The sequence below is a fragment of the Propionivibrio dicarboxylicus genome, assembly GCF_900099695.1.
Classification (GTDB): Bacteria; Pseudomonadota; Gammaproteobacteria; order Burkholderiales; family Rhodocyclaceae; genus Propionivibrio; species Propionivibrio dicarboxylicus.
The window spans coordinates 303,595-324,423 of the sequence record NZ_FNCY01000001.1; the positions used below are offsets into that span (position 1 = coordinate 303,595).

At 63.1% G+C, this 20,829-nt stretch carries 23 protein-coding genes; 5 read left to right on the forward strand and 18 right to left on the reverse strand.

Annotated features, from left to right (window positions below):
* Positions 1-2: 2 nt before the first annotated feature.
* From recA to leuA, 9 genes are all read right to left on the reverse strand, one after another.
* Entirely contained in the window at positions 3-1,019 is a 1,017-nt protein-coding gene (gene recA, locus BLR25_RS01480; protein WP_091932332.1) for a recombinase RecA, read from the reverse strand.
* Positions 1,020-1,129: 110 nt separating this feature from the next.
* A complete protein-coding gene (locus BLR25_RS01485; RefSeq protein WP_091932335.1) occupies positions 1,130-1,645 on the reverse strand; it encodes a CinA family protein in 516 nt (171 codons plus the stop codon).
* Positions 1,642-2,094, reverse strand: a complete 453-nt coding sequence (locus BLR25_RS01490) for a phosphatidylglycerophosphatase A family protein (RefSeq protein ID WP_091933606.1) — start codon at positions 2,092-2,094, stop codon at positions 1,642-1,644. Before BLR25_RS01490 ends, BLR25_RS01485 begins: the two co-directional genes overlap by 4 nt.
* Positions 2,095-2,137: 43 nt before the next feature.
* Positions 2,138-3,094, reverse strand: coding sequence for a thiamine-phosphate kinase (gene thiL / locus BLR25_RS01495; RefSeq protein ID WP_091933609.1), 957 nt, complete (start codon positions 3,092-3,094; stop codon positions 2,138-2,140).
* A gap of 54 nt (positions 3,095-3,148) precedes the next feature.
* The gene (gene nusB / locus BLR25_RS01500; protein ID WP_091932336.1) at positions 3,149-3,634 is read right to left on the reverse strand and encodes a transcription antitermination factor NusB; all 486 of its coding nucleotides are present in this window, start codon (positions 3,632-3,634) and stop codon (positions 3,149-3,151) included.
* A complete protein-coding gene (gene ribH / locus BLR25_RS01505; protein ID WP_091932337.1) occupies positions 3,631-4,113 on the reverse strand; it encodes a 6,7-dimethyl-8-ribityllumazine synthase in 483 nt (160 codons plus the stop codon). Before ribH ends, nusB begins: the two co-directional genes overlap by 4 nt.
* Before the next feature lie 27 nt (positions 4,114-4,140).
* Positions 4,141-5,295 (reverse strand): bifunctional 3,4-dihydroxy-2-butanone-4-phosphate synthase/GTP cyclohydrolase II, encoded by a 1,155-nt coding sequence (ribBA, locus tag BLR25_RS01510; protein ID WP_091932339.1) that lies wholly within the window; start codon positions 5,293-5,295, stop codon positions 4,141-4,143.
* The gene (locus BLR25_RS01515; protein WP_091932341.1) at positions 5,295-5,918 is read right to left on the reverse strand and encodes a riboflavin synthase; all 624 of its coding nucleotides are present in this window, start codon (positions 5,916-5,918) and stop codon (positions 5,295-5,297) included. The genes ribBA and BLR25_RS01515 overlap by 1 nt, the downstream gene beginning before the upstream one ends.
* A gap of 80 nt (positions 5,919-5,998) precedes the next feature.
* On the reverse strand, positions 5,999-7,678 hold the full coding sequence (gene leuA, locus BLR25_RS01520; protein WP_091932345.1) for a 2-isopropylmalate synthase: 1,680 nt from the start codon (positions 7,676-7,678) through the stop codon (positions 5,999-6,001).
* 169 nt (positions 7,679-7,847) lie between these two features.
* Here leuA and BLR25_RS01525 point away from each other — a divergent pair, with 169 nt between their 5' ends.
* Entirely contained in the window at positions 7,848-8,309 is a 462-nt protein-coding gene (locus BLR25_RS01525) for an Lrp/AsnC family transcriptional regulator (RefSeq protein ID WP_091932348.1), read from the forward strand.
* Positions 8,310-8,414: 105 nt separating this feature from the next.
* Entirely contained in the window at positions 8,415-9,155 is a 741-nt protein-coding gene (locus BLR25_RS01530; RefSeq protein WP_091932350.1) for a substrate-binding periplasmic protein, read from the forward strand.
* 26 nt (positions 9,156-9,181) lie between these two features.
* Here BLR25_RS01530 and rng read toward each other — a convergent pair whose 3' ends face one another.
* Positions 9,182-10,636 (reverse strand): ribonuclease G, encoded by a 1,455-nt coding sequence (rng, locus tag BLR25_RS01535; RefSeq protein ID WP_091932351.1) that lies wholly within the window; start codon positions 10,634-10,636, stop codon positions 9,182-9,184.
* A 100-nt stretch (positions 10,637-10,736) separates the two neighbouring features.
* On the opposite strand from rng, the gene BLR25_RS01540 reads away from it, so the two are divergent.
* Both BLR25_RS01540 and BLR25_RS01545 read left to right on the forward strand, forming a co-directional pair.
* Positions 10,737-12,008: a peptidase U32 family protein gene (locus BLR25_RS01540; protein ID WP_091932352.1), complete on the forward strand. Its 1,272-nt coding sequence runs from the start codon at positions 10,737-10,739 to the stop codon at positions 12,006-12,008.
* Positions 12,009-12,010: 2 nt separating this feature from the next.
* Entirely contained in the window at positions 12,011-13,090 is a 1,080-nt protein-coding gene (locus BLR25_RS01545; RefSeq protein ID WP_091932353.1) for a hypothetical protein, read from the forward strand.
* Here the strand turns inward: BLR25_RS01545 and BLR25_RS01550 are convergent.
* From BLR25_RS01550 to BLR25_RS01585, 8 genes are read right to left on the reverse strand one after another with little or no spacing between them, the layout of a single operon-like run.
* Positions 13,074-13,697 (reverse strand): Maf family protein, encoded by a 624-nt coding sequence (locus BLR25_RS01550; protein ID WP_091932354.1) that lies wholly within the window; start codon positions 13,695-13,697, stop codon positions 13,074-13,076. The genes BLR25_RS01545 and BLR25_RS01550 overlap by 17 nt on opposite strands.
* A gap of 3 nt (positions 13,698-13,700) precedes the next feature.
* On the reverse strand, positions 13,701-14,171 hold the full coding sequence (rlmH, locus tag BLR25_RS01555) for a 23S rRNA (pseudouridine(1915)-N(3))-methyltransferase RlmH (RefSeq protein WP_091932355.1): 471 nt from the start codon (positions 14,169-14,171) through the stop codon (positions 13,701-13,703).
* Between the two features lie 9 nt (positions 14,172-14,180).
* Positions 14,181-14,540, reverse strand: coding sequence for a ribosome silencing factor (gene rsfS / locus BLR25_RS01560; protein ID WP_091932357.1), 360 nt, complete (start codon positions 14,538-14,540; stop codon positions 14,181-14,183).
* A 7-nt stretch (positions 14,541-14,547) separates the two neighbouring features.
* Positions 14,548-15,225: a nicotinate-nucleotide adenylyltransferase gene (gene nadD, locus BLR25_RS01565; RefSeq protein ID WP_091932359.1), complete on the reverse strand. Its 678-nt coding sequence runs from the start codon at positions 15,223-15,225 to the stop codon at positions 14,548-14,550.
* The gene (locus BLR25_RS01570) at positions 15,218-15,976 is read right to left on the reverse strand and encodes a BPSS1780 family membrane protein (protein WP_091932360.1); all 759 of its coding nucleotides are present in this window, start codon (positions 15,974-15,976) and stop codon (positions 15,218-15,220) included. The genes nadD and BLR25_RS01570 overlap by 8 nt, the downstream gene beginning before the upstream one ends.
* Positions 15,977-15,997: 21 nt before the next feature.
* The gene (locus tag BLR25_RS01575; protein ID WP_091932362.1) at positions 15,998-16,735 is read right to left on the reverse strand and encodes a BPSS1780 family membrane protein; all 738 of its coding nucleotides are present in this window, start codon (positions 16,733-16,735) and stop codon (positions 15,998-16,000) included.
* A gap of 18 nt (positions 16,736-16,753) precedes the next feature.
* Positions 16,754-17,092 (reverse strand): DUF2782 domain-containing protein, encoded by a 339-nt coding sequence (locus BLR25_RS01580; RefSeq protein ID WP_091932364.1) that lies wholly within the window; start codon positions 17,090-17,092, stop codon positions 16,754-16,756.
* Between the two features lie 46 nt (positions 17,093-17,138).
* On the reverse strand, positions 17,139-17,864 hold the full coding sequence (locus BLR25_RS01585; protein ID WP_091932365.1) for an LOG family protein: 726 nt from the start codon (positions 17,862-17,864) through the stop codon (positions 17,139-17,141).
* 12 nt (positions 17,865-17,876) lie between these two features.
* Here BLR25_RS01585 and polA point away from each other — a divergent pair, with 12 nt between their 5' ends.
* Positions 17,877-20,630 (forward strand): DNA polymerase I, encoded by a 2,754-nt coding sequence (gene polA / locus BLR25_RS01590; RefSeq protein WP_091932368.1) that lies wholly within the window; start codon positions 17,877-17,879, stop codon positions 20,628-20,630.
* The last annotated feature ends 199 nt before the right edge of the window (positions 20,631-20,829 follow it).

Below are 20,829 nucleotides of genomic sequence, written 5' to 3' on the forward strand. Positions count from 1 at the left end.
GGTCAGCCTTCGACCGCCGGCTTCGCCGACGGCACGTTGACGGCGGCGCGGATCTTGGCCTCGATTTCGGCTGCGATCTGCGGATTCGCCTTGAGAAACTCGCGCGCGTTGTCCTTACCCTGGCCGATTTTCTCGCCGGCATAGGCATACCAGGACCCCGATTTCTCGACGAGTTTGTGCGCCACACCGAGTTCGATGATTTCGCCCTCGCGCGATGTGCCTTCCCCGTACAGAATATCGAAAAGGGCTTCGCGGAACGGCGGCGACACCTTGTTCTTGACGACTTTGACGCGGGTTTCGTTGCCGACCACCTCGTCGCCCTTCTTGATGCCGCCGATGCGACGGATGTCGAGGCGCACCGAGGCGTAGAACTTGAGTGCGTTGCCGCCGGTCGTCGTTTCGGGGCTGCCGAACATCACGCCGATCTTCATGCGAATCTGGTTGATGAAGATCACCAGCGTATTGGTCCGGTTGATGTTCGCCGTCAGCTTACGCAGCGCCTGGCTCATCAGACGCGCCTGCAAACCGGGGAGCGAGTCGCCCATTTCACCTTCGATTTCGGCCTTCGGCACGAGCGCCGCCACCGAGTCGATGACCACCACGTCCACACTGCCCGAGCGCACCAGCATGTCGGCGATTTCGAGCGCCTGTTCGCCGGTATCGGGCTGCGAAATGAGCAGATCATCCAGTTTCACGCCCAATTTCTGGGCATAGGTCGGATCGAGTGCATGCTCGGCATCGATGAACGCCGCTGTGCCGCCCAGCTTCTGCATTTCCGCCACTACTTGCAGCGTCAGCGTCGTCTTGCCGGACGATTCCGGGCCGTAGATCTCGACGACGCGGCCGCGCGGCAAACCGCCGACGCCGAGCGCGATGTCCAGGCCGAGCGAACCCGTCGAGACGACCTGCAAATCCTTCTCGACGCTGCCCTCGCCCATCTTCATGATCGAGCCCTTGCCGAATTGCTTTTCGATCTGAGCCAGTGCCGCAGCCAGTGCTTTTGCCTTGTTGTCGTCCATTGCGTGTCCTTTGGTCAGGTTGGCATGAATTATCTCATGTTCGCCGACGCCGGAAGTCTACCCGCCCGACAGCGAATACTGTGATTATATACAGCAGTTTTATTCCCAGGTTAACTGATTGCGGTCATCGTCTTCACACGCTCGCGCAATTCCGACAGGACAAACTCGACCGACTGCGCCCGGACAGACTGACGATCACCGTCGAAACGCCGGCTGCTCGTCGCCACCGCCCCCGCCGGCCCGGCCCAGGCAAAGCAGACGAAGCCAACCGGTTTCTCGGGCGAACCGCCGCTGGGTCCGGCCACACCGGTGATTGCCAGCGCCCAATCGGCATGGCTATGCGCCAGCGCGCCGTTGGCCATCGCCACGGCTGTCGCTTCGCTGACCGCACCATGCCGGATCAGCACCTCCGCCGGCACGCCGAGCATTTCCTGCTTGGCGTCGTTGGAATAGGTGACGAAGCCGCGCTCGAACCAATCGGAACTGCCGGCCACCGCCGTCAGGCATTGACTGACCCAACCGCCCGTGCAGGACTCGGCCGTCGCCAGCCGCAGCCCCTGGCTGCGCAGGGCATCGCCAACCTGCTCGGCGAGCGCTTCGAGAGCGGCTTGATCGGGTGGATTCATGACAACAGGAAGCGAGCGATGGCCAGCACCAAGACGGCATAGCCGGCGGCGACGAGATCGTCGCACATGACGCCGAAACCGTTTTTCACCTGCTCGTCGAAATAGCGCGCCGGCTGCGGCTTGACGATGTCGAACAGGCGGAACAGCAAGAACGCCGCTCCCTGCCAGAGCCATCCTGGCGGGCAGAACACGAGGACCAGCCAGAACGGCACGATCTCATCCCAAACGATGCTGCCGTGATCGCACACGCCGAGATCCTGTCCGGTCTTGTGCACAGCGACCACCCCACCGACGAAGGCGACGGCAATCAGGAGCAGCAACTCGATGTCGCTCAGCCACGGACGCATGAGCACGAAGCTTCCCCAGCCGAACAGCGTCCCGACCGTCCCCGGCGCGAACGGCGACAAGCCGCTGCCGAAGCCACAGGCGACAAGACGCGCCGGATGCATCAGGAAAAAGCGCAGCGGCGGGCGCGCGCTGACCGTCTTGATCTTAACCAAAGTGATCGAACCCTTTCTGTTTCAAGGCCACCGGCTGACCCTCGGCGTCGAGCAAGCGGACCTCGCCGCTGCCGGCGACCGCCCGGCCGATCCGCCACAGCGGCAAATCGAGACCTGCGGCCAGCGCCGCCAGCGCGCTACGATTCTCGGACGGCGCCGTAAACGCCAGTTCGTAGTCGTCGCCGCCGGCCAACTGACAATGTCGCGCCGCATCGACCGGCGCACCGGCTGGCAACGGGGGCAAGTGTTCGGCCAGAACCTCGAGATCGAGCCGGGAGCGTTCGGCAATATGCCCGACATCGGCGAGCAGGCCGTCGGAGACGTCGATGGCCGCACGCGCCAAAGACTCGCTGCGCAACGCCAGACCGAGTTCGACGCGCGGCACGGGTTGCTGCAAGGCGCGAATACACTGCGCCGCCAGCACGCCGGGCAAGGACGCGCGCCCTTGCAGTTGCGCCAGGCCCAAGGCGGCAAGCCCCGGACGGCCGGACACCCAGAGGTCGTCGCCGACACGAGCCGCATCACGTCGCAGGGCTGTACCGACCGGCACCTCACCGAGCGCGGTGATGCACAGATTCAAGGGGCCGCGCGTCGTATCGCCGCCGACGAGATCGACGCCATAGCGGCCGGCACAGGCGAACAAGCCTTCGGAAAAAGCGGCGAGCCAGACTTCGTCTGCTTTGGGCAGGCTACCGGCGAGCAGCACCCAGCGCGGCACGGCGCCCATCGCACCCAGATCGGACAGGTTAACGGCCAGTGTTTTCCAGCCAAGCTGGAAAGGATCGGTATCGGGCAGGAAATGCGTTCCCGACACGAGCATATCGGTGGTGATCGCCAATTCCATGCCCGGCGAGGGCGCCAGCAAAGCGCAGTCGTCACCCGGCCCGAGCACGGCCTGCGGCGTTGCCCGGGCAAAATAACGATCGATCAGCGAAAACTCGGAGGGCATGGCCAGGATCACGCCGCCGGACACGCCGGAAAACCAGCGCCACTACGCATTGCGTCAGCGGCTCGTCCGCGCCGAGCGCTTGGCTTCGACTTCGATCGGCCGCAATTTCGCCGCAAGCTTGTCGAGCACGCCATTGACATACTTGTGGCCGTCGGTGCCGCCAAAACCCTTGGTCAGTTCAATCGCCTCGTTAATGATGACGCGATACGGGGTTTCGGGATAATTGGTCAGCTCGTAGGCCCCGGCCAGCAGGACACTGGCCTCGATCGGCGACAACTCGCCGAACGGCCGGTCAAGATAGGCCTGCAGCGCCGCCTGCAATTCCGACTCCTGAGCGAGCACACCGCGCAGCAAACCGGTGAAAAACTCACGGTCGGCCTTGCCGAATTCCTCGCTATCGCGCAAATGCGACTCAATGGCGGCCTCGTCGTTGCCGCTCAGGCGCCATTGGTAAAGACCCTGCAGGGCGAACTCGCGCGCGCGGCGGCGCGGCGACTTGTTGACCGGCTTGGCCGGCTTGTTGGGCGTTGCTTCGTTCATACGGGTCTCTCGTCCATGGCGCGCAGCAGGTTCGCCACTTCAATCACTGTTCGGGCGCAATCCGAGCCTTTTTCGCGCGTCCGTGCGAGCGCCTGCTCGTCGTTCTCGCAGGTCAGGATGCCATTGGCAACCGGAATGCCGGTATCGAGTTGCACATCCATGACCGCACGGCAGGAATCGTTCGACACCACTTCGAAATGGTAGGTCTCGCCACGGATCACCGCGCCCAGCGCGATGAGCGCGTCATAGCGGTCGCTTTGCGCCATATTCTGGAGCACGAGCGGAATTTCCAGCGCGCCGGCCACCGTCGCGATGTCGATATCGCCGTCATCGACGCCGAGCCGCCGCAATTCGGCGACGCAAGCCGACAGCAAGCTCTCGCAGATGTCCTGGTTGAAGCGGCTCATGACGATGCCGACGGACAGCCCCTCGCCATTGAGATTCGACGGATATTCATAGATGTTGTCAAAGCGCGGCATGATTCGACCTTTCCTAGAACGTGACTGTCATCGATTCGCGGGACAGGGGGCGGCGGCATCCGGCTCGTCCGGCGTCGCAACATAACCGGTCACTTCGAGATCGAAGCCGGTCATGCTCGGCATGCGCCGCGGACTTGCCATCAGGCGCATTTTCCGCACGCCGAGGTCGCGCAGGATTTGTGCGCCGATCCCGTAGATGCGCGGGTCCCACTTGGCCACCGGACGCTTCGCCGGCGCCGCCTCGGACAGCGCCTTGACGAGATCCAGCTCATTGTCATGGCGGCGCATGAGCACGATAACACCGGTCTCAGCCTCCGCCAGCAGACGCATCGCGCTGTCGAGCGAGAACGCGTGGCGACCATTGTCGAGATCAAGAAAATCGAGCACGTTGAGCGGTTCGTGAACGCGCACCAGGGTTTCCTTATCGGGCGAAATGTCACCCTTGGCAAGCGCCAGATGCACTTCGTTGCTGGCCCGGTCGGTATAAGCATGCAGCATGAATTCGCCGCGCGCGGTACGCACCGGCTTGGACACCGTACGTTCGACCAGCGTCTCGTTGCGACTGCGGAACTGGATCAGATCGGCGATGGTACCGATCTTGAGCCCATGCTGACGGGCGAATTCGACAAGATCGGGCATCCGCGCCATCGTGCCGTCTTCCTTGAGAATCTCGCAGATCACCGACGAAGGCTCAAGCCCGGCCATCAGCGGCAGATCGCAACCAGCCTCGGTATGTCCGGCACGGACAAGCACGCCACCGGGACGCGCCGTGATCGGGAAAATGTGTCCGGGCTGGACGATGTCTTCGGGCTTGGCATCCCGCGCCACGGCGGCACGAATGGTATTGGCGCGATCCTGCGCCGAAATCCCGGTCGTCACGCCTTCGGCGGCTTCGATCGAGACGGTGAACGCAGTGCTGTAAGGGCTCTTGTTGTCACGCGCCATTGGCGCCAGGCCCAACTGCCGGGTCCGCGCTTCGGTGATCGTCAGGCAGACGAGGCCGCGTGCGTGCGTGACCATGAAATTGATCGCTTCCGGCGTCACATGCTCGGCGGCAAGAACCAGGTCACCCTCGTTTTCGCGGTCTTCCTCATCGACGAGGATGACCATGCGCCCGGCGCGCAACTCGGCAACGATATCTTCAATCGGCGCAATCGCCGGCGATGAACTGAACGGCGACATCAGACATTCTCCTTTTGCAACTCGGACACATCGCCGCTGAGCATTCGCTCGACATAACGCGCGATCAGATCGATTTCCAGATTGACGAGATCACCCGCCTGGATCGCGCCGAGCGTCGTCGCCTCCAGCGTGTGCGGAATCAGGTTGATTGTGAAATCGGCATTCTCCACGGTATTGGTCGTCAGACTGACGCCATTGACCGTGATCGAGCCCTTGCGGGCGATGTACTTGGCGAGCGCTGCCGGCGCGCGGATTTCGAGCAGGCGATTGTCGCCCACCGGATCGAAGCGCAACACGGTGCCGACACCATCGACGTGGCCCGACACGAGATGACCGCCAAGACGGTCGGCCAGGCACAACGCCTTTTCCAGATTGATGCGGCCCGGCGTGGCCAGACCGACGGTACAGGACAGCGTTTCCGGCGAGACGTCGACACAGAAGGCGCCGGGCTGCTTGTCGACGACCGTCAGGCAGACGCCATTGCAGGCGATCGAGTCGCCCTGGGCGACGTCTTCGAGGTCGAGCGAACCGGCATCGACCGTCAGGCGAACCGTGGTCGTGCCATCATTGCGAGGCGTCAGAGCGGTGATGCGGCCAACGGCCGCAACGATTCCCGAGAACATAATCAGAACCCATCGGAGGGAAGCGAGAAGGGAGGTGATTCTACCATGCTCCCGCCGCCATCCGACGACGATCTGACCGCTCAGGCCGGGTCTGCCGCCCTCCCGTTCCCATACAGGCGATTGACGCCGCTCATCAGCGCCTTGATCGATGCCGTGACGATATTGGCGTCCAGGCCGATACCGAAGCAGTCGCGATCACCGCCGGCGCCGCAGACTTCCATGAAAGCGCAGGCGCGAGCATCGCCACCCTTGCCCATCGAGCGCTCTTCATAGCTGCGCACCTCGATCGCCAGACCGATCGTGCTCAAGGCATGTACCGCTGCATCGATCGGGCCGTTGCCCTCGCCAACCAGCGTCTGCCGCTCACCATCGACCTCGGCAATCAGGCGGATACCCTGGGCCTGGCCATCCTCGAACAGATGATGTTCGAGATAGCGCACCGGCGTCGTCGTCTCGAGATAGGTCGCCGAGAAGAGATTCCAGATGTCGGCCGCTTCCATCTCGCCGCCGTGGGTGTCGGTATGACGCTGCACTTCGCCCGAGAACTCCACCTGCAAGCGACGCGACATGGTGATGCCGTATTCGGTTTCGAGCAGATAGGCGACACCGCCCTTGCCCGACTGGCTATTCACGCGAATGACCGAATCGTAGCTGCGCCCGAGGTCGGCCGGATCGATCGGCAGATATGGCATATCCCACGTGGCATCCTGCTGCTGAACGGCAAAGCCCTTGCGGATGGCATCCTGGTGCGAACCGGAGAAGGCGGTAAACACCAGATCGCCGACATACGGATGACGCGGATGAATCGGCAGTTGCGTGCAGTACTCGAAGGTACGCGCCACCGAGTTGATATCGGAAAAATCGAGCTTCGGATCGACCCCTTGCGTGTAAAGATTGAGTGCCAGCGTCACCAGATCGACGTTGCCGGTCCGCTCACCGTTTCCGAACAGGCAACCCTCGACGCGATCCGCGCCCGCCATCAGCGCCATTTCGGCGGCCGCGACCGCCGTCCCGCGATCGTTATGCGGATGCAGGCTGAGGATGACGCTGTCACGACGCGCGAGATGGCGATGCATCCACTCGATCTGGTCGGCATAAACGTTCGGCGTCGCCATCTCCACCGTCGTCGGCAGGTTCAGAATGACCTTGCGAGCCGGCGTCGCGCCCCACGCCTCGGTCACCGCATCGCAAATTTCCAGCGCATAGTCGAGCTCGGTCCCGGTAAAGTGTTCCGGGCTGTATTCGAGCATCCATTCGGTGTCCGGCTGGGCGTCGCACAACTCGCGCACGAGCTTCACCGAAGACACCGCCATGCCGACGATCTCGGCCTTGCTCAGACCGAAGACCACCTCCCGGAACGGCTTCGACGTTGCATTGTAGATATGCACGATGGCTCGCCGCGCCCCCTTCAGGCTCTCGACGGTACGGCGGATCAGTTCGCCCCGCGCCGGCGCCAGCACTTCGATGGTCACGTCATCGGGAATATGCTTGCCTTCGATCAGGGTCCGGACGAAATCAAAATCGGTCTGCGACGCCGACGGAAAGCCAACCTCGATTTCCTTGAAACCGACCGCGCACAAGGTCCGGAACATGCGCATCTTGCGCTCGGCATTCATCGGCTCGAACAGCGCCTGGTTCCCGTCGCGCAGATCGGAACTCATCCAGATCGGCGCGCGCGTGATGGTTTGCGACGGCCAGCGCCGGTCGCTCAACGCAATCGGCGGAAACGCGGTGTATTTGCTGGCGGGATTCTTCAACATGACATCTCTCTCCGGAATCAACAATCATCTCAATGACAGTATCTTAGCCGAGAGCGCAACGCAGACGATTGCGATTATCAACGAACAGACACGACTTTTTGGCATTAAATTAAATATAATTAGTCGTGCCAGCAATAAAATTGCTCACTAACGAGACAGCGAGATATTTATGGAAATCGACCGCTACGACCGCGCGATTCTGCAGGTCCTCCAGCAGGAAGGGCGCATCAGCAACCAGGACCTCGCCGACCGTGTCGGTCTGTCGCCCTCGCCCTGCCTGCGCCGCGTCCGTGCGCTCGAAGACGCCGGCGTCATCCGTGACTACCGTGCCCGGGTCAATGAAAAGGCCCTGGGCTATTCGCTCGTTGCGCTCATCTACATTGCCATGGATGCGCACACGCCCGAACGCTTCGAACACTTCGAGATGGAGATCCGGAAACTGCCGGAAGTGCTCGAATGCCTGCTGATCACGGGGCAGGATGCCGACTATCAACTCAAGGTGATCGTCCGGGACATGGATGCGTTCCAGGAACTCCTGCTCAATCGCATCAATCGGATCCAGGGGGTCACCGGCGTGCATTCGAGCTTCGTCCTTCGCCGGGTGGTCGAACGCACCGACGTCCCGGTCTAGGCGCTTCGTCGTTCCTTGGGATACACTCGACCGTGGCTCGACCTCCCGTGTCCGGCCCCTTGGCCGGCACCAGCCCTTCCGATCCACTTTGACCCCGGGACGACGATGAAAGCCCTCGCCAACGGTTTATTTCTCGTTTGCGTTTTGCTGTTGGCGAGCACGATGGCACGTGGGTCGACCGTGCTGGTTCTGGGTAACGAATCGATGCCCTGGAACGGCGTCGTGCAAGGCAAGCCACTCGGCATCGTTGTCGAAATTCTCAACGAAGCCGGCAAGTACGGCGCCCCAGGGTTCGAATTCCAGCTGGGACTCCCCTGGATGCGGGCGCAAGCCGAAGTATTGCGGCGGAACGGCGAACCGGTCGCCTTGATCCCCTTGTCACGCACCCCCGAACGGGAAACGCGATACCGATGGATCGCCGAACTGGTACCCAACCAGATCCGCATCGCGACTTACGCCAAGGCCACGCCGCCGCGCACGCTCGACGAGGCGCGCAACTTGTCGGTCGGCCTGATTCGTGGTCACGCCGCGATCGAATTCCTGCGCCGACAAGGTTTCAGCCGGATCGACGACAACGCCGGCGACGCCGAGGCCAATATCAAGAAGTTGCTGAGCGGACGCGTCGATGCCATCGCCGACTCACGCGTCGTCTACCGCTACCACTGGCGGAAAATCGGCGCGCTGCCGGAGATGCTGCAAGAAGGCCCGGTGGTCGGCAACACCATCGGCATCTATATCGCCGCAGGCCCCGACTTTCCGGCCCCGTTGGCCAGGAAAATCGCCGATGCGATCGATGTCATGCGCAAGAACGGAAAACTGCAGGAAATCATCGATCGCTGGCAGTAGGCCGCCCAATCACGGCAGCCCTTGCGTCACAACAGGACGATGTCGTATTGCTCCTGGGTATAGCTGGGCTCCGCCTGTAGCGAAATCGGCTTGCCGATAAAATCGGACAGCATCGCCAACCCCTGCGATTCCTCATCGTGGAAGACATCGATCACTGGCACGCTACCGAGAATGCGGAATTCGCGGGCATTGAACTGGCGCGCCTCGCGCAGCAACTCGCGCAGGATCTCGTAGCAGACGGTACGCGCCGTCTTGACTTCGCCACGACCGCCGCAGGTCGGGCATTCCTCGCAGAGCACGTGCGCCAGCGACTCGCGCGTCCGCTTGCGCGTCATTTCGACGAGACCGAGCGCGCTGAAACCGTTGACAGTCAACCGCGTGTGATCGCTGGCCAGCGCCTTGTTGAACTCGGCCAGCACCGCCGCGCGATGCTCGTCGCTGTCCATGTCGATGAAATCGATGATGATGATGCCACCAAGGTTACGCAGACGGAGTTGCCGGGCGATCGCCTGCGCCGCCTCGAGATTGGTCTTGAACACGGTGTCGTCGAAATTGCGCACACCGACGAAACCGCCGGTATTGACGTCGATCGTCGTCATCGCCTCGGTCTGGTCGAAAATCAGGTAGCCGCCAGACTTCAGATCGACGCGGCGCGCCAATGCCTTCTGGATTTCGTCCTCGACGCCGTGCAGATCGAAGAGCGGCCGCTCGCCGGTGTAATGCGTCAGCAAGGGTAGCACCGACGGCGTGTACATATCGGCAAAGGCCTTCAGCGCCTGAAAGTTCTCGCGCGAATCGATGACGATGTCGGTCGTATCCGAACTGACGAAATCGCGCAGCACACGCAAGCCGAGCGACAACTCGCGGTAGATCATCGACGGCGCGGCACGCGTGCGCGACCGCTCCTCGATGTTACCCCAGAGCTTGCGCAGGTACGCCATGTCCTTGAGCAGGTCTTCGTCGCTGGCATTCTCGGCCATGGTGCGAACGATGTATCCGCCCGGCTCGTCCTCCGGCACCAGGCGCGCCAGTTTCTCGCGCAGGGCCTCGCGCCCTGCCTCGTTCTCGATACGCTGGGAAATCCCGATGTGCTTCTCCATCGGCAGATAGACCAGCAAGCGCCCGGCCAGCGACATCTGCGTGGACAAGCGTGCGCCCTTGGTGCCGATCGGATCCTTGATCACCTGGACGACGATGCTCTGACCCTCGTGCAGGATGCGTTCGATCGGCCGCGGCGGCTCGCCGGCCGGTCGCGATTCGTAGATGTCGGCGACATGGAGGAAGGCCGTGCGTTCGAGGCCGACGTCGATGAATGCGGACTGCATGCCGGGAAGGACGCGAACGACCCGCCCCAGGTAGATGTTGCCGACGAGACCGCGATTGGCCGTGCGCTCGATGTGCAATTCCTGCACGGCGCCCTGGTAGATGACGGCGACGCGCGTCTCTTGCGGTGTGAAATTGATGAGGATGTCTTCAGCCATGGTATCCGATTGTCTTGCCCGATCCGGGTAAAATGCCGGTTTCCGCTGCATTCTACCTTTTTCCCGCATTTTTCTCGGTTCCTTTCGCCGCCTCCGCCGCATGCCAAACGCTTCCCGCCGCCCCGAACTGCTCGCCCCCGCCGGCTCGCTCGTCATGATGCGCACCGCCTTTGCCTTCGGTGCCGACGCCGTCTATGCCGGCCAACCGCGCTACAGCCTGCGCGTCCGCAACAACGAATTCGGCAACCTCGAACGCCTCGGTGACGCCATTAGCGAAGCCCATGCCGCGAGCAAGTCGTTCTATGTCGTCAGCAATGTGCTGCCGCACAACGCCAAGGTACGCAGCTATCTCGCCGACATGGCGCCGGTCGTCGCGCTCGGCCCCGACGCCCTGATCATGGCCGACCCCGGCCTGATCGACCTCGTCCGTGAACGCTGGCCGAGCTTGCCGATCCATCTCTCGGTCCAGGCCAACACCGTGAACTTCGCCGCCGTTCGCTTCTGGCGAAAGCTTGGCATCCGTCGCATCATCCTCTCGCGCGAACTCTCGCTCGACGAAGTCGCCGAAATCCGGCAGGAATGCCCCGACATCGAGCTCGAAGTCTTCGTGCACGGCGCGCTCTGTATCGCCTACTCGGGCCGTTGCCTGCTCTCCGGCTATTTCAACCGGCGCGACTCGAACCAGGGCAGTTGCACCAACTCATGCCGCTGGGATTATGCCGTGCGTCCTGCCGCCGAAGACGCGGCCGCCGACGTCTGGTTGCTCGAAGAAAGCGAACGGCCCGGCGAACTGATGCCGATCGAGGAAGACGAACACGGCACCTACATCCTCAACTCGAAGGACCTGCGCGCCATCGAGCATGTGCAGCGCCTGGTCGACATCGGCGTCGATTCGCTCAAGATCGAGGGACGAACGAAATCCCCGTACTACGCGGCACGTACCGCGCAAACCTATCGCCGCGCCATTGACGACGCACTCGCCGGACGCCCGCTCGATACGCGCCTACTCGGAGAACTCGAGGGCCTTGCCAACCGCGGCTATACCGATGGCTTTTATCAGCGCCATCACGACGCCGAGCGCCAGAACTACCTGCGCGGTCATTCGGAATCCGGGCGCAGCCGTTATGTCGGCGACATCATCAGCGGGGAGGTTGGCCGAGGCCTCGTCGAAGTCGAGGTGAAGAACCGTTTTGCCGTCGGCGACCGCCTCGAACTCGTCCACCCCGCCGGCAATCGCGAATTCGTTCTCGATCGCATGGAAAATGCCGAAGGGATTGGCATCGACGTCGCGCCCGGCAACGGTCACCGCGTCTGGATTCCGCTCGCCGAGCCCTGCCAGGGCGGCATGCTCGCGCGTTTCGTCGCACCCTAGCGATGCCGCATCTCTTCGTCGATATCTCCTCGCACGGCTTCGGGCATCTTGCTCAGACAGCGCCGATCCTCAGTGCGCTGCAGGACCGGCGCCCCAACCTGCGCCTGACAGTGCGCTGCGGACTGCCCGAAGCGAAGGTCCGGGCGCGCATTCGCGGCGATTTCGCCTTCATCGCCGACAGCACCGATTTCGGCTTCGCCATGCTCAATGCCGTCAGCATTGACGCAGCCGAAACCGAACGCCGCTACCGCGCCTTCCACGCCGATTGGTCCCGGCGCGTTGCCGCCGAGGCGCGCCTGCTCGCCGACTGCGCGGCCGACCTCGTTCTGACCGACGTCGCCTACCTGCCGCTCGCCGGCGCCGCCCAAGCCGGCATTCCGGCGCTGACGATGTGCTCGCTCAACTGGGCCGAACTCTTCGCCCATTTCTTCGGCGACGCCGATTGGGCCAATCCGATCCATGCCGAAATCCACGCTGCCTACGCATCCGCCGAGCACTTCCTCCGGCTAATTCCGGCGATGCCGATGGCTGCGCTCGGCAATGCCCGTCCGGTCGGGCCGGTCGCGTCGCTCGGCCGGCGCCGGCGCGACAAACTGGCTGAGCGCCTGGCTTGTGACGATGACCGGATCGTCCTGATCGCCTTTGGCGGTGTCGCGCACGAACTGCCCGTCGAACACTGGCCGCAACATCCCGGCATCCATTGGCTGGTGCCACAAGATTGGGGCGTCGAACGGGCGGACATAAACGCGCTTGAACCTCTGAAATTGCCTATTACCGACGTGCTCGCCAGCGTCGACGCGGTGCTAACCAAGCCCGGCTATGGCACCTTCACGGAGGCCGCCTGCAACGGCACCGCCGTCCTCTACCAGCGGCGGACCGACTGGCCCGAACAGGACTGCCTGATCGAATGGCTGGAGCAGCACGCACGCTGCCGTGAGGTCGGTGCCGATGCTCTTCGCAGCGGCGATCTCGCTGACACACTAACTGAGCTCTGGCGCCTGCCGGCACCGACGCCGCCGCGCCCCACCGGTATTGCCGAAGTCGCCGAATTGCTCGACCGTCGCCTCAGTACGACGCGTTGAACCGCCGGAGCAAACGCCCCGTTTCAAACAGCGGCAGGCCCATCACACCGGTATAGCTGCCGGCCAGATGCTCGACGAACAGACCGGCATGCCCCTGGATGCCGTAGGCGCCAGCCTTGTCCATCGGTTCGCCGCTATCGACATAGCGCCGGATGTCTTCGTCATCTAGCACGCCAAAACGCACCGCGCTGATCGACAAGGCCGCTTCCAGGCGCCCGTCACCCGCCACCGCTACCGCCGTCAGCACCCGATGCGTCTTGCCCGACAGTCGCCGCAGAATGCGAAAGGCATCGTCCGCATCGCAGGGCTTGCCGATGATCTCGCCATCGAACTCCAAGGTCGTATCGGCCGCCAGCACCGGACGTCGCTCGAGGCGACGCCATCCGACGATCCGTTCGCCATGGCGGGCCTTGGCCTCGGCGACGCGCTGGACATAATCGATCGGCCGCTCACCAGGCAGCGGCGTTTCATCGGTTTCGTCATCCTCGCGCGGCGGGCCGCGAAAGGCGATGACATCGAAGCTGACGCCGATCTGCGTCAGCAACTCGCGGCGACGCGGGCTGCGCGATGCCAAATAGATCGCCGGTGCATCCAGTTCGAGCGCCATCGCCTAGCCTTCGCGGTGATAGGGATGGTTGCGCACGACGCTGTGCGCGCGATAGAGCTGCTCGCACAACACCAGGCGGGCCATCGCGTGCGGCAACGTCAGGCTCGACAGGCGGATCATCGCGTCGCTGCGCTGTTTGATCTCGGCGTCGATGCCGTCGGCGCCGCCGATGATGAAGGCGGTGTCGCCGCCTTCTCGCATCCAGCCTTCGAGCTTCTGGGCGAGCTTCACCGTCGTCAGATCCTCGCCGCGCTCATCGAGCACGACAATGCGGGAATAGCCCTGCAGGGCCTGCTGCAGACGGACTTTTTCCGCTGCCAGCAATTGCTCGCGGGTCTTCGTCCCGCGCGGCTCCGGCTTGATCTCGACAACCGTCAGCGGCAACTCGCGCGGCATGCGCTTCAAATACTCGGCGCAACCGTCGGCGACCCAGTCGGGCGTCCGGTGACCGACGGCAAGAATGGTCAGGCGCATCGCCGGACCTCAGGCCGAATGCGAGGCCGCCCGCACGCGGGCCGGACCCTTGCCGCCCCAGAGTTCTTCGAGGTTGTAGTACGCGCGGATCGCCGGCTGCATGACATGAACAACGACCGAACCGAGATCGACCAGAATCCATTCACCGCCGTCCTCGCCTTCGGTCGACAGGATCTCGATGCCGGCTTCGCGCACCTTGTCCTCGACGTTACGTGCGAGAGAACGCACCTGGCGGTTGGAATCGCCGCTGGCGACGACGATGCGCTCGAACAGCGGCGTCAGCGCGCTGGTATTGATGACTTCGATGTCCTTGCCTTTGATGTCTTCGAGCGCGGCAACGACGATCTGCTCGATCTGGGCGGTGTTCATAGGCGGATCAGCTCTCCTGGTACAGTGAATGAAGATGAATATAGTCGAGGACTGCGTCCGGCAACAGGTAGCGCGGACTCGTCCGCTTTGCCAGCGCCTCGCGGATGCGCGTCGCCGAAATGCCGAGCGGCGTCATGGCGAAGCTGACGATGCGTCCGGCCGGCGCCTCGGAAAGCTCGGCGGGATCGTCGCAGAGACGCTGCCGATAGACCTCGGCAAGCGCCGGCGGCAGGCTGTCGGCCTGGATCGAATAACCGGGACGGCAGGCGACGGCCACATGCGCCAACTCGAAGAGTCGCTCCCAGCGATGCCAACTCGACATGCCGGCAAAGGCATCGGCGCCGGTCAGCAACACGAGCGGTCGCGCCGTGCCGCAGACCGTCGGCAGGCGCAGTCGCTCCAGCGTCAGGACGGTATAACTGGTCTGATCGGCCTCGACTTCGCCGGCATCGATCTCGAAACGGGCGTTGCCATCGATGGCCCGCCGCACCATTTCCAGGCGCTGGCGGGCGCTGGCCAGCGGCGGACGCAGACGTGCCGGCGGTTGTCCGGCCGGAATCCAGCGCACGGTATCGAGCGCCAGCGCGTCGGCCGCTTCCTCCGCCAGGCGCAAGTGGCCGCAATGAACGGGATCGAAGGTACCGCCGAAAATACCGAGCGGACGCAGGGTCAATGCTTCAGACATTCTCGTCGACAGCGACGAAGACGTCGCGATAACTGACGTAGAAGCTGGCATAGACAATCGGCATGCCGATGAAACCGACGACCAGGAACGACAGTTTGCCGGCGCCCGCGAACATCGACGACACCATGCCGGACAAGAGCAGCATGGCGAGGCCACAGCCGATCAGGCCGAACCCGTAAACGAGAAACGCGCGCCAGTTCCGCATGCAGGCGACGAGGCTGAAAAACAGCGATTTCGCCGCCGAATAGCCATGCCATGCCGCCAGAATCGGGGCATACCAGTAGGCCATGACCAGCGGCATGAAAAGCACGGTGGCGATTTGCGCGGCAACCAGCACCGCGTTGGTGGACAAGGTCTCGTCGAACTCGCCGCCGACGACGAAGAGGTTGAACAGCACGCCGCCGTCGATCAGCGACGTGATCGCGAAAATCAGCAGCGCCGCGCACAAATACATGCCGCCCAAGCTGAGCAGGATCGGAGTATTAGCCGAAAACCCGGAAAACAGCACCGGCGGCAGGACCGTCCCGCCCTGCTCGATGCGCCGGAACGCATTCATCATGCTGACGGACATCGCCGGCAGGCAGATCGTCGCGATCACCTGCCCGATGACCGGCACCGAATTGACCGTCATCATCAGCAGCCAATAGGAGAAAACGATCAGGGAAAGCATCAGCCGGCTTTTGCTGTAGATCGCGTAGCCGTCAATAATCCAACGCCAGCCGCGGCGCGCAGGGAGAGTCAGTGCTTGCATCGGAACCCGAAAAAGGCCACGTCAGTCGGCCAGGAAGATGTCCCGGTAGGACACGTAGACCGAACCGGCGATGACCGGCAGGAGTACGAGAAACCCGAGGAACAGCGGCAAAGCCGCAAAAAAAGTCAGGATCAGGACGATCAGCCCATAGACCAGGAAAGGCAGTGTATTTTTCGCGCAAGCGCCAAAACTCGCCTTGAGCGCCTCGACCGGTGCCATGCGATTGAAATACACGAGCGCCGGCGCGAACCAGAGCGCCATGAATAGCGGCACCGACAAGACCAGCGACAGCAGCATCGCAAGCGCCACGCCACCGAAGGCGACGCCCGCCCCGAGCATGCTCCCGGCCATCATCCCGCCAACCAGGCCACCGCCGCCAATCGCGAGGCCGACAAGAAAAATGCAGAACATGCCGAGCATATAAAAGAGGCCGATGATGACCAGGTTTCCGGTATTGGCCTTGAAGCCGGCGAAAAGATCACCCGCCTCCGGGGTCTCGCCGTTGAGCGTGCGCCGACAGGCATGCAGCAAGCCGGCCAGGAACACCGGCGTCAGAAGATTGCCCGCCAGCGTGCCGATCAAAGGCACGATCGACAAGCCCAACATCATGACCAGCAACAACAGCGACAGGATCAGCCATTGTCCCGGCTGCGCCATGAACACTGCCCAGCCTTGCCGCAACCAGTCGAAGGCATTGCCGGCATCGACGGTCCGGCTGTCGCCGGAGAACGCCGGCGCGGCGAGCGGAAATTCATCCATGGCCAGGGGTGGGTCGGATCAGAAGGTACCGATTTCCCACAGCGGAACACTGATCTGCGTTCCCGCCGGGTTGTACGGCACGAGCACGCCATCGCCCTTCGGGTCGATCAGCGTATAGGGCACGCCATGCTCCGGCGTAACCACCACCTTGACGAGTATGCCATTGACCCGGTATTCCTCGATCATGTCTTCGCCGCGCTTGCGGATCGTCACCTGCGGCTCCACCGAATCGTCGATGACTTCCAGGGCGGGCGGCCGCGCGTCGTTCACCGGCGCCGGGATAGCTTGCCCCTGGGCGCCGACGGAACCCGCGCAAACACACAGCAGCAAGGCGAGAAGACTGGGCGATCGGGACATGGCGGCTTTCCGGGCAGGACAGAACAAAGGGAATACTTACATTGTATTACAGATTCAGCCACATCTCCCGCTCGGCAGGCAGCGGTGCAAAGCCGCGCGACTCGTAATGCTTGAAAATGGCATTGACGACATCCTCGGGCCGGTCGAGCACCTGGACAAGATCGAGGTCATCCCGCGAAATCATGCCTTCATCGACGAGCGTCGTCCGGAACCAGTCGACGAGCCCGCGCCAGAACGGCTCATGCACCAGGATGATCGGGATTTTCTGGCTCTTGCCGGTCTGGATCAAGGTCAGCGCCTCGAGCAGTTCGTCGAGCGTGCCGAAACCGCCGGGCATAACGACATAGGCATTGGCGAAGCGCACGAACATGTACTTGCGCGCAAAAAAGTGCCGGAAGGTCTGCGACAGATCCTGGTAGGAATTGGCCATCTGCTCGTGCGGTAGCTGGATATTCAGGCCGACGCTCGGCGACTTGCCGAAATAGGCGCCCTTGTTAGCCGCCTCCATGATGCCGGGGCCGCCACCGGAGATGACCGAAAAGCCCGAATCGGAGAGCTTGCGCGCGATTTCCTCGGTCAGCGCGTAAAACTCCGAACCGGGCTTGATCCGCGCGCTGCCGAAGATCGACACGGCCGGACGGATCGCCGCCAGGCGCTGCGTCGCCTCGACGAACTCTGACATAATGCCGAACACTCGCCAGGCCTCCTGCGAGGCGGCGAACTTGGAAGCGCCGGGATCAGCCAGCGGGGGGACTTTCTGTTTTTCGCTCATGGTGCCTTCTCGATGACTAAGCCTATCCTGCTGCTGGTGGACGGTTCGTCCTACCTCTACCGCGCCTTTCACGCCATGCCCGACCTGCGCAACTCGCAGAACGAGCCGACCGGCGCCATCTACGGCGTGCTCAACATGCTGCGGCGGCTGGACGGTGACTTCAAAGGACAGAACGTAGCTTACAAGGCTTGCGTCTTCGATGCCAAGGGCAAAACCTTCCGCGACGACTGGTACCCTGAATACAAGGCCAACCGACCCTCGATGCCCGACGACCTCGCCGCCCAGATCGCGCCGATCCATGCCGGCGTCGCCGCGCTCGGTTGGCCGATCCTGATGGTCGACGGCGTCGAGGCCGACGACGTCATCGGCACTCTGGCGTGCCAGGCCGCGGCGGAGGGACTCGACGTGGTCGTATCGACCGGCGACAAGGACCTTGCACAACTCGTCACGCCGCAGGTTCGCCTGGTCAACACGATGAGCAACGAAACGCTCGATGAGGCCGGCGTGCTCGCCAAGTTCGGCGTTCCGCCGCAGCGGATCGTCGACTACCTGACACTGATCGGCGATGCCGTCGATAACGTTCCGGGCGTCAACAAGGTCGGCCCCAAGACCGCCGTCAAATGGCTGGCGCAATACGGATCGCTTGACGGCATCATTGCCGCGGCCGGCGACATCGGCGGCGTGGTCGGCGAAAACCTGCGCACCGCGCTCGATTTCCTGCCGCTCGGGCGACGCCTGGTCACGGTCCGCTGCGACCTCGACCTGCCGCAACGCGCGACCGAACTCATCCCGCGGCCAACCGATCGCGAGCAACTTGTCGAACTCTTCACGCGCTACGAAATGAAGTCCTGGCTGAAGGAAGTCAGTGAGCAGAACAAGGCGACGACGCCAGCAACCGCCATCGCCGCGCCCGTTTCACCCGTCTCGGACTCGCTGTTCGCGCCGGCACCGCGCCACTACACGACGATCCTCGACTGGCCGACATTCGACACCTGGCTCGACCGGATCGAAAAAACGCCGCTCGTTGCGCTCGACACCGAAACCACCAGCCTCGACCCCTTCGCCGCACGCCTCGTCGGCATCTCGTTCGCCACCCGCGAAGGCGAGGCCGCCTATCTGCCGCTGGCGCACGACTATCCGGGCGCCCCGCAGCAACTGCCGCTCGACGCGGTGCTCGCCCGCCTCAAGCCCTGGCTCGAATCGCCGCGGCACGCCAAGATCGGCCAGCACCTCAAGTACGACCAGCATGTCTTCGCCAATCACGGCATCGCGCTCGCCGGCGTCGTCCATGACACCTTGCTGCAGTCCTATGTGCTCGAGGCCGGCAGGTCCGGCGTGCGCGGCCATGATCTCGGCCAGCTGGCGCTGCGCCACCTCGGCCTCGCAACCATCGCCTACGAGGACCTGTGCGGCAAGGGCGTGCACCAGATTGGTTTCAACCAGGTCGCCATCGAACAGGCCGGCGAGTACGGCGCCGAAGACGCCGACCTCTGCCTGCAGCTACACGCCCGGCTTTTCCCGCAGATCGCCGCCGAAACCGGTCTCAAGCGGATCTACGAAACGATCGAGATTCCGGTCCGCGACATCCTGTACCGCATGGAGCGTACCGGCATCCTCATTGACAGCACGCTGCTGGCACGGCAAAGCGACGAACTCGGCAAGCGACTGCTCGAAATCGAGGGCCAGGCGCACGAACTGGCTGGCCAGCCGTTCAACATCAACTCACCGAAACAGTTGGCCGAGATTCTCTTCGACAAGCTGGGACTGCCAGTCAAGAAGAAGACGCCGTCGGGAACGCCATCGACCGACGAGGAGGTGCTCTCCGAACTCGCCCTCGACTATCCGCTGCCAAAACTGCTGCTCGAATCCCGCCAACTCGCCAAACTCAAGGGCACCTATACCGACAAATTGCCGCGCATGGTCAATGCACAGACCGGTCGCGTGCACACCAGCTACGCCCAGGCCGTCGCGGTAACGGGACGACTGGCCTCGAGCGATCCCAACCTGCAGAACATCCCGGTCCGCACCAGCGAAGGCCGGCGTATCCGCGCCGCCTTCATCGCCGCACCAGGATGTCATATTGTCTCGGCCGACTATTCGCAGATCGAACTGCGCATCATGGCGCACCTCTCGCAGGACGCCCGGCTGATCGAAGCCTTTGCAAGCGGCGAGGACGTGCACCGCGCCACCGCCGCCGAGATTTTCGGCGTCACGCCGATCGAAGTCGGCGCCGATCAGCGCCGCGTTGCCAAGGTCATCAATTTCGGACTGATCTACGGCATGAGCGCTTTCGGCCTCGCGCGCCAGCTCGACCTCGAACGCAGTGCCGCGCAAAGCTACATCGAACGGTATTTCGCCCGCTATCCCGGCGTCGCGCGCTACATGGAGCGCACGCGCAACGAGGCAAAAATGCAGGGTTACGTCGAAACCGTCTTTGGCCGCCGGCTCTGGCTGCCAGACATCACCGCAGCCCAGGTCGGACGCCGCCAGGGCGCCGAGCGCGCCGCCATCAATGCCCCCATGCAGGGCACTGCCGCCGATCTCATCAAACTGGCGATGATCGCGGTACAAGACTGGATCGATCGCGAGAGCCTGCAGACCCGACAAATCCTTCAAGTCCACGACGAAATCGTGCTGGAAGTTCCCGACCGCGAACTCGCTCGCGTGCGTGAGGAACTGCCGCCGCTGATGACCCGATTGGGCGGTCTTGGCGTCCCCTTGGCGGTCGAGGTCGGCGTCGGCGCCAACTGGGACGAAGCGCACTGAGGCGACGTCGAAATAAATACAAAAGCATTACAAGGCAAGAAGGGATCAACTCTGCATATTTGAGAGTAATATGGGGACGATGAGGAGAAGCGATGTGAATGAGTCCGACGCCGTGTCGTCAAAAGATCCGCTCATTGCTCCTGGCCCGCACGGCCTGAAGCTGGCGGTCTTCGTCGCGCTCTTCCTTGCATTCATCATT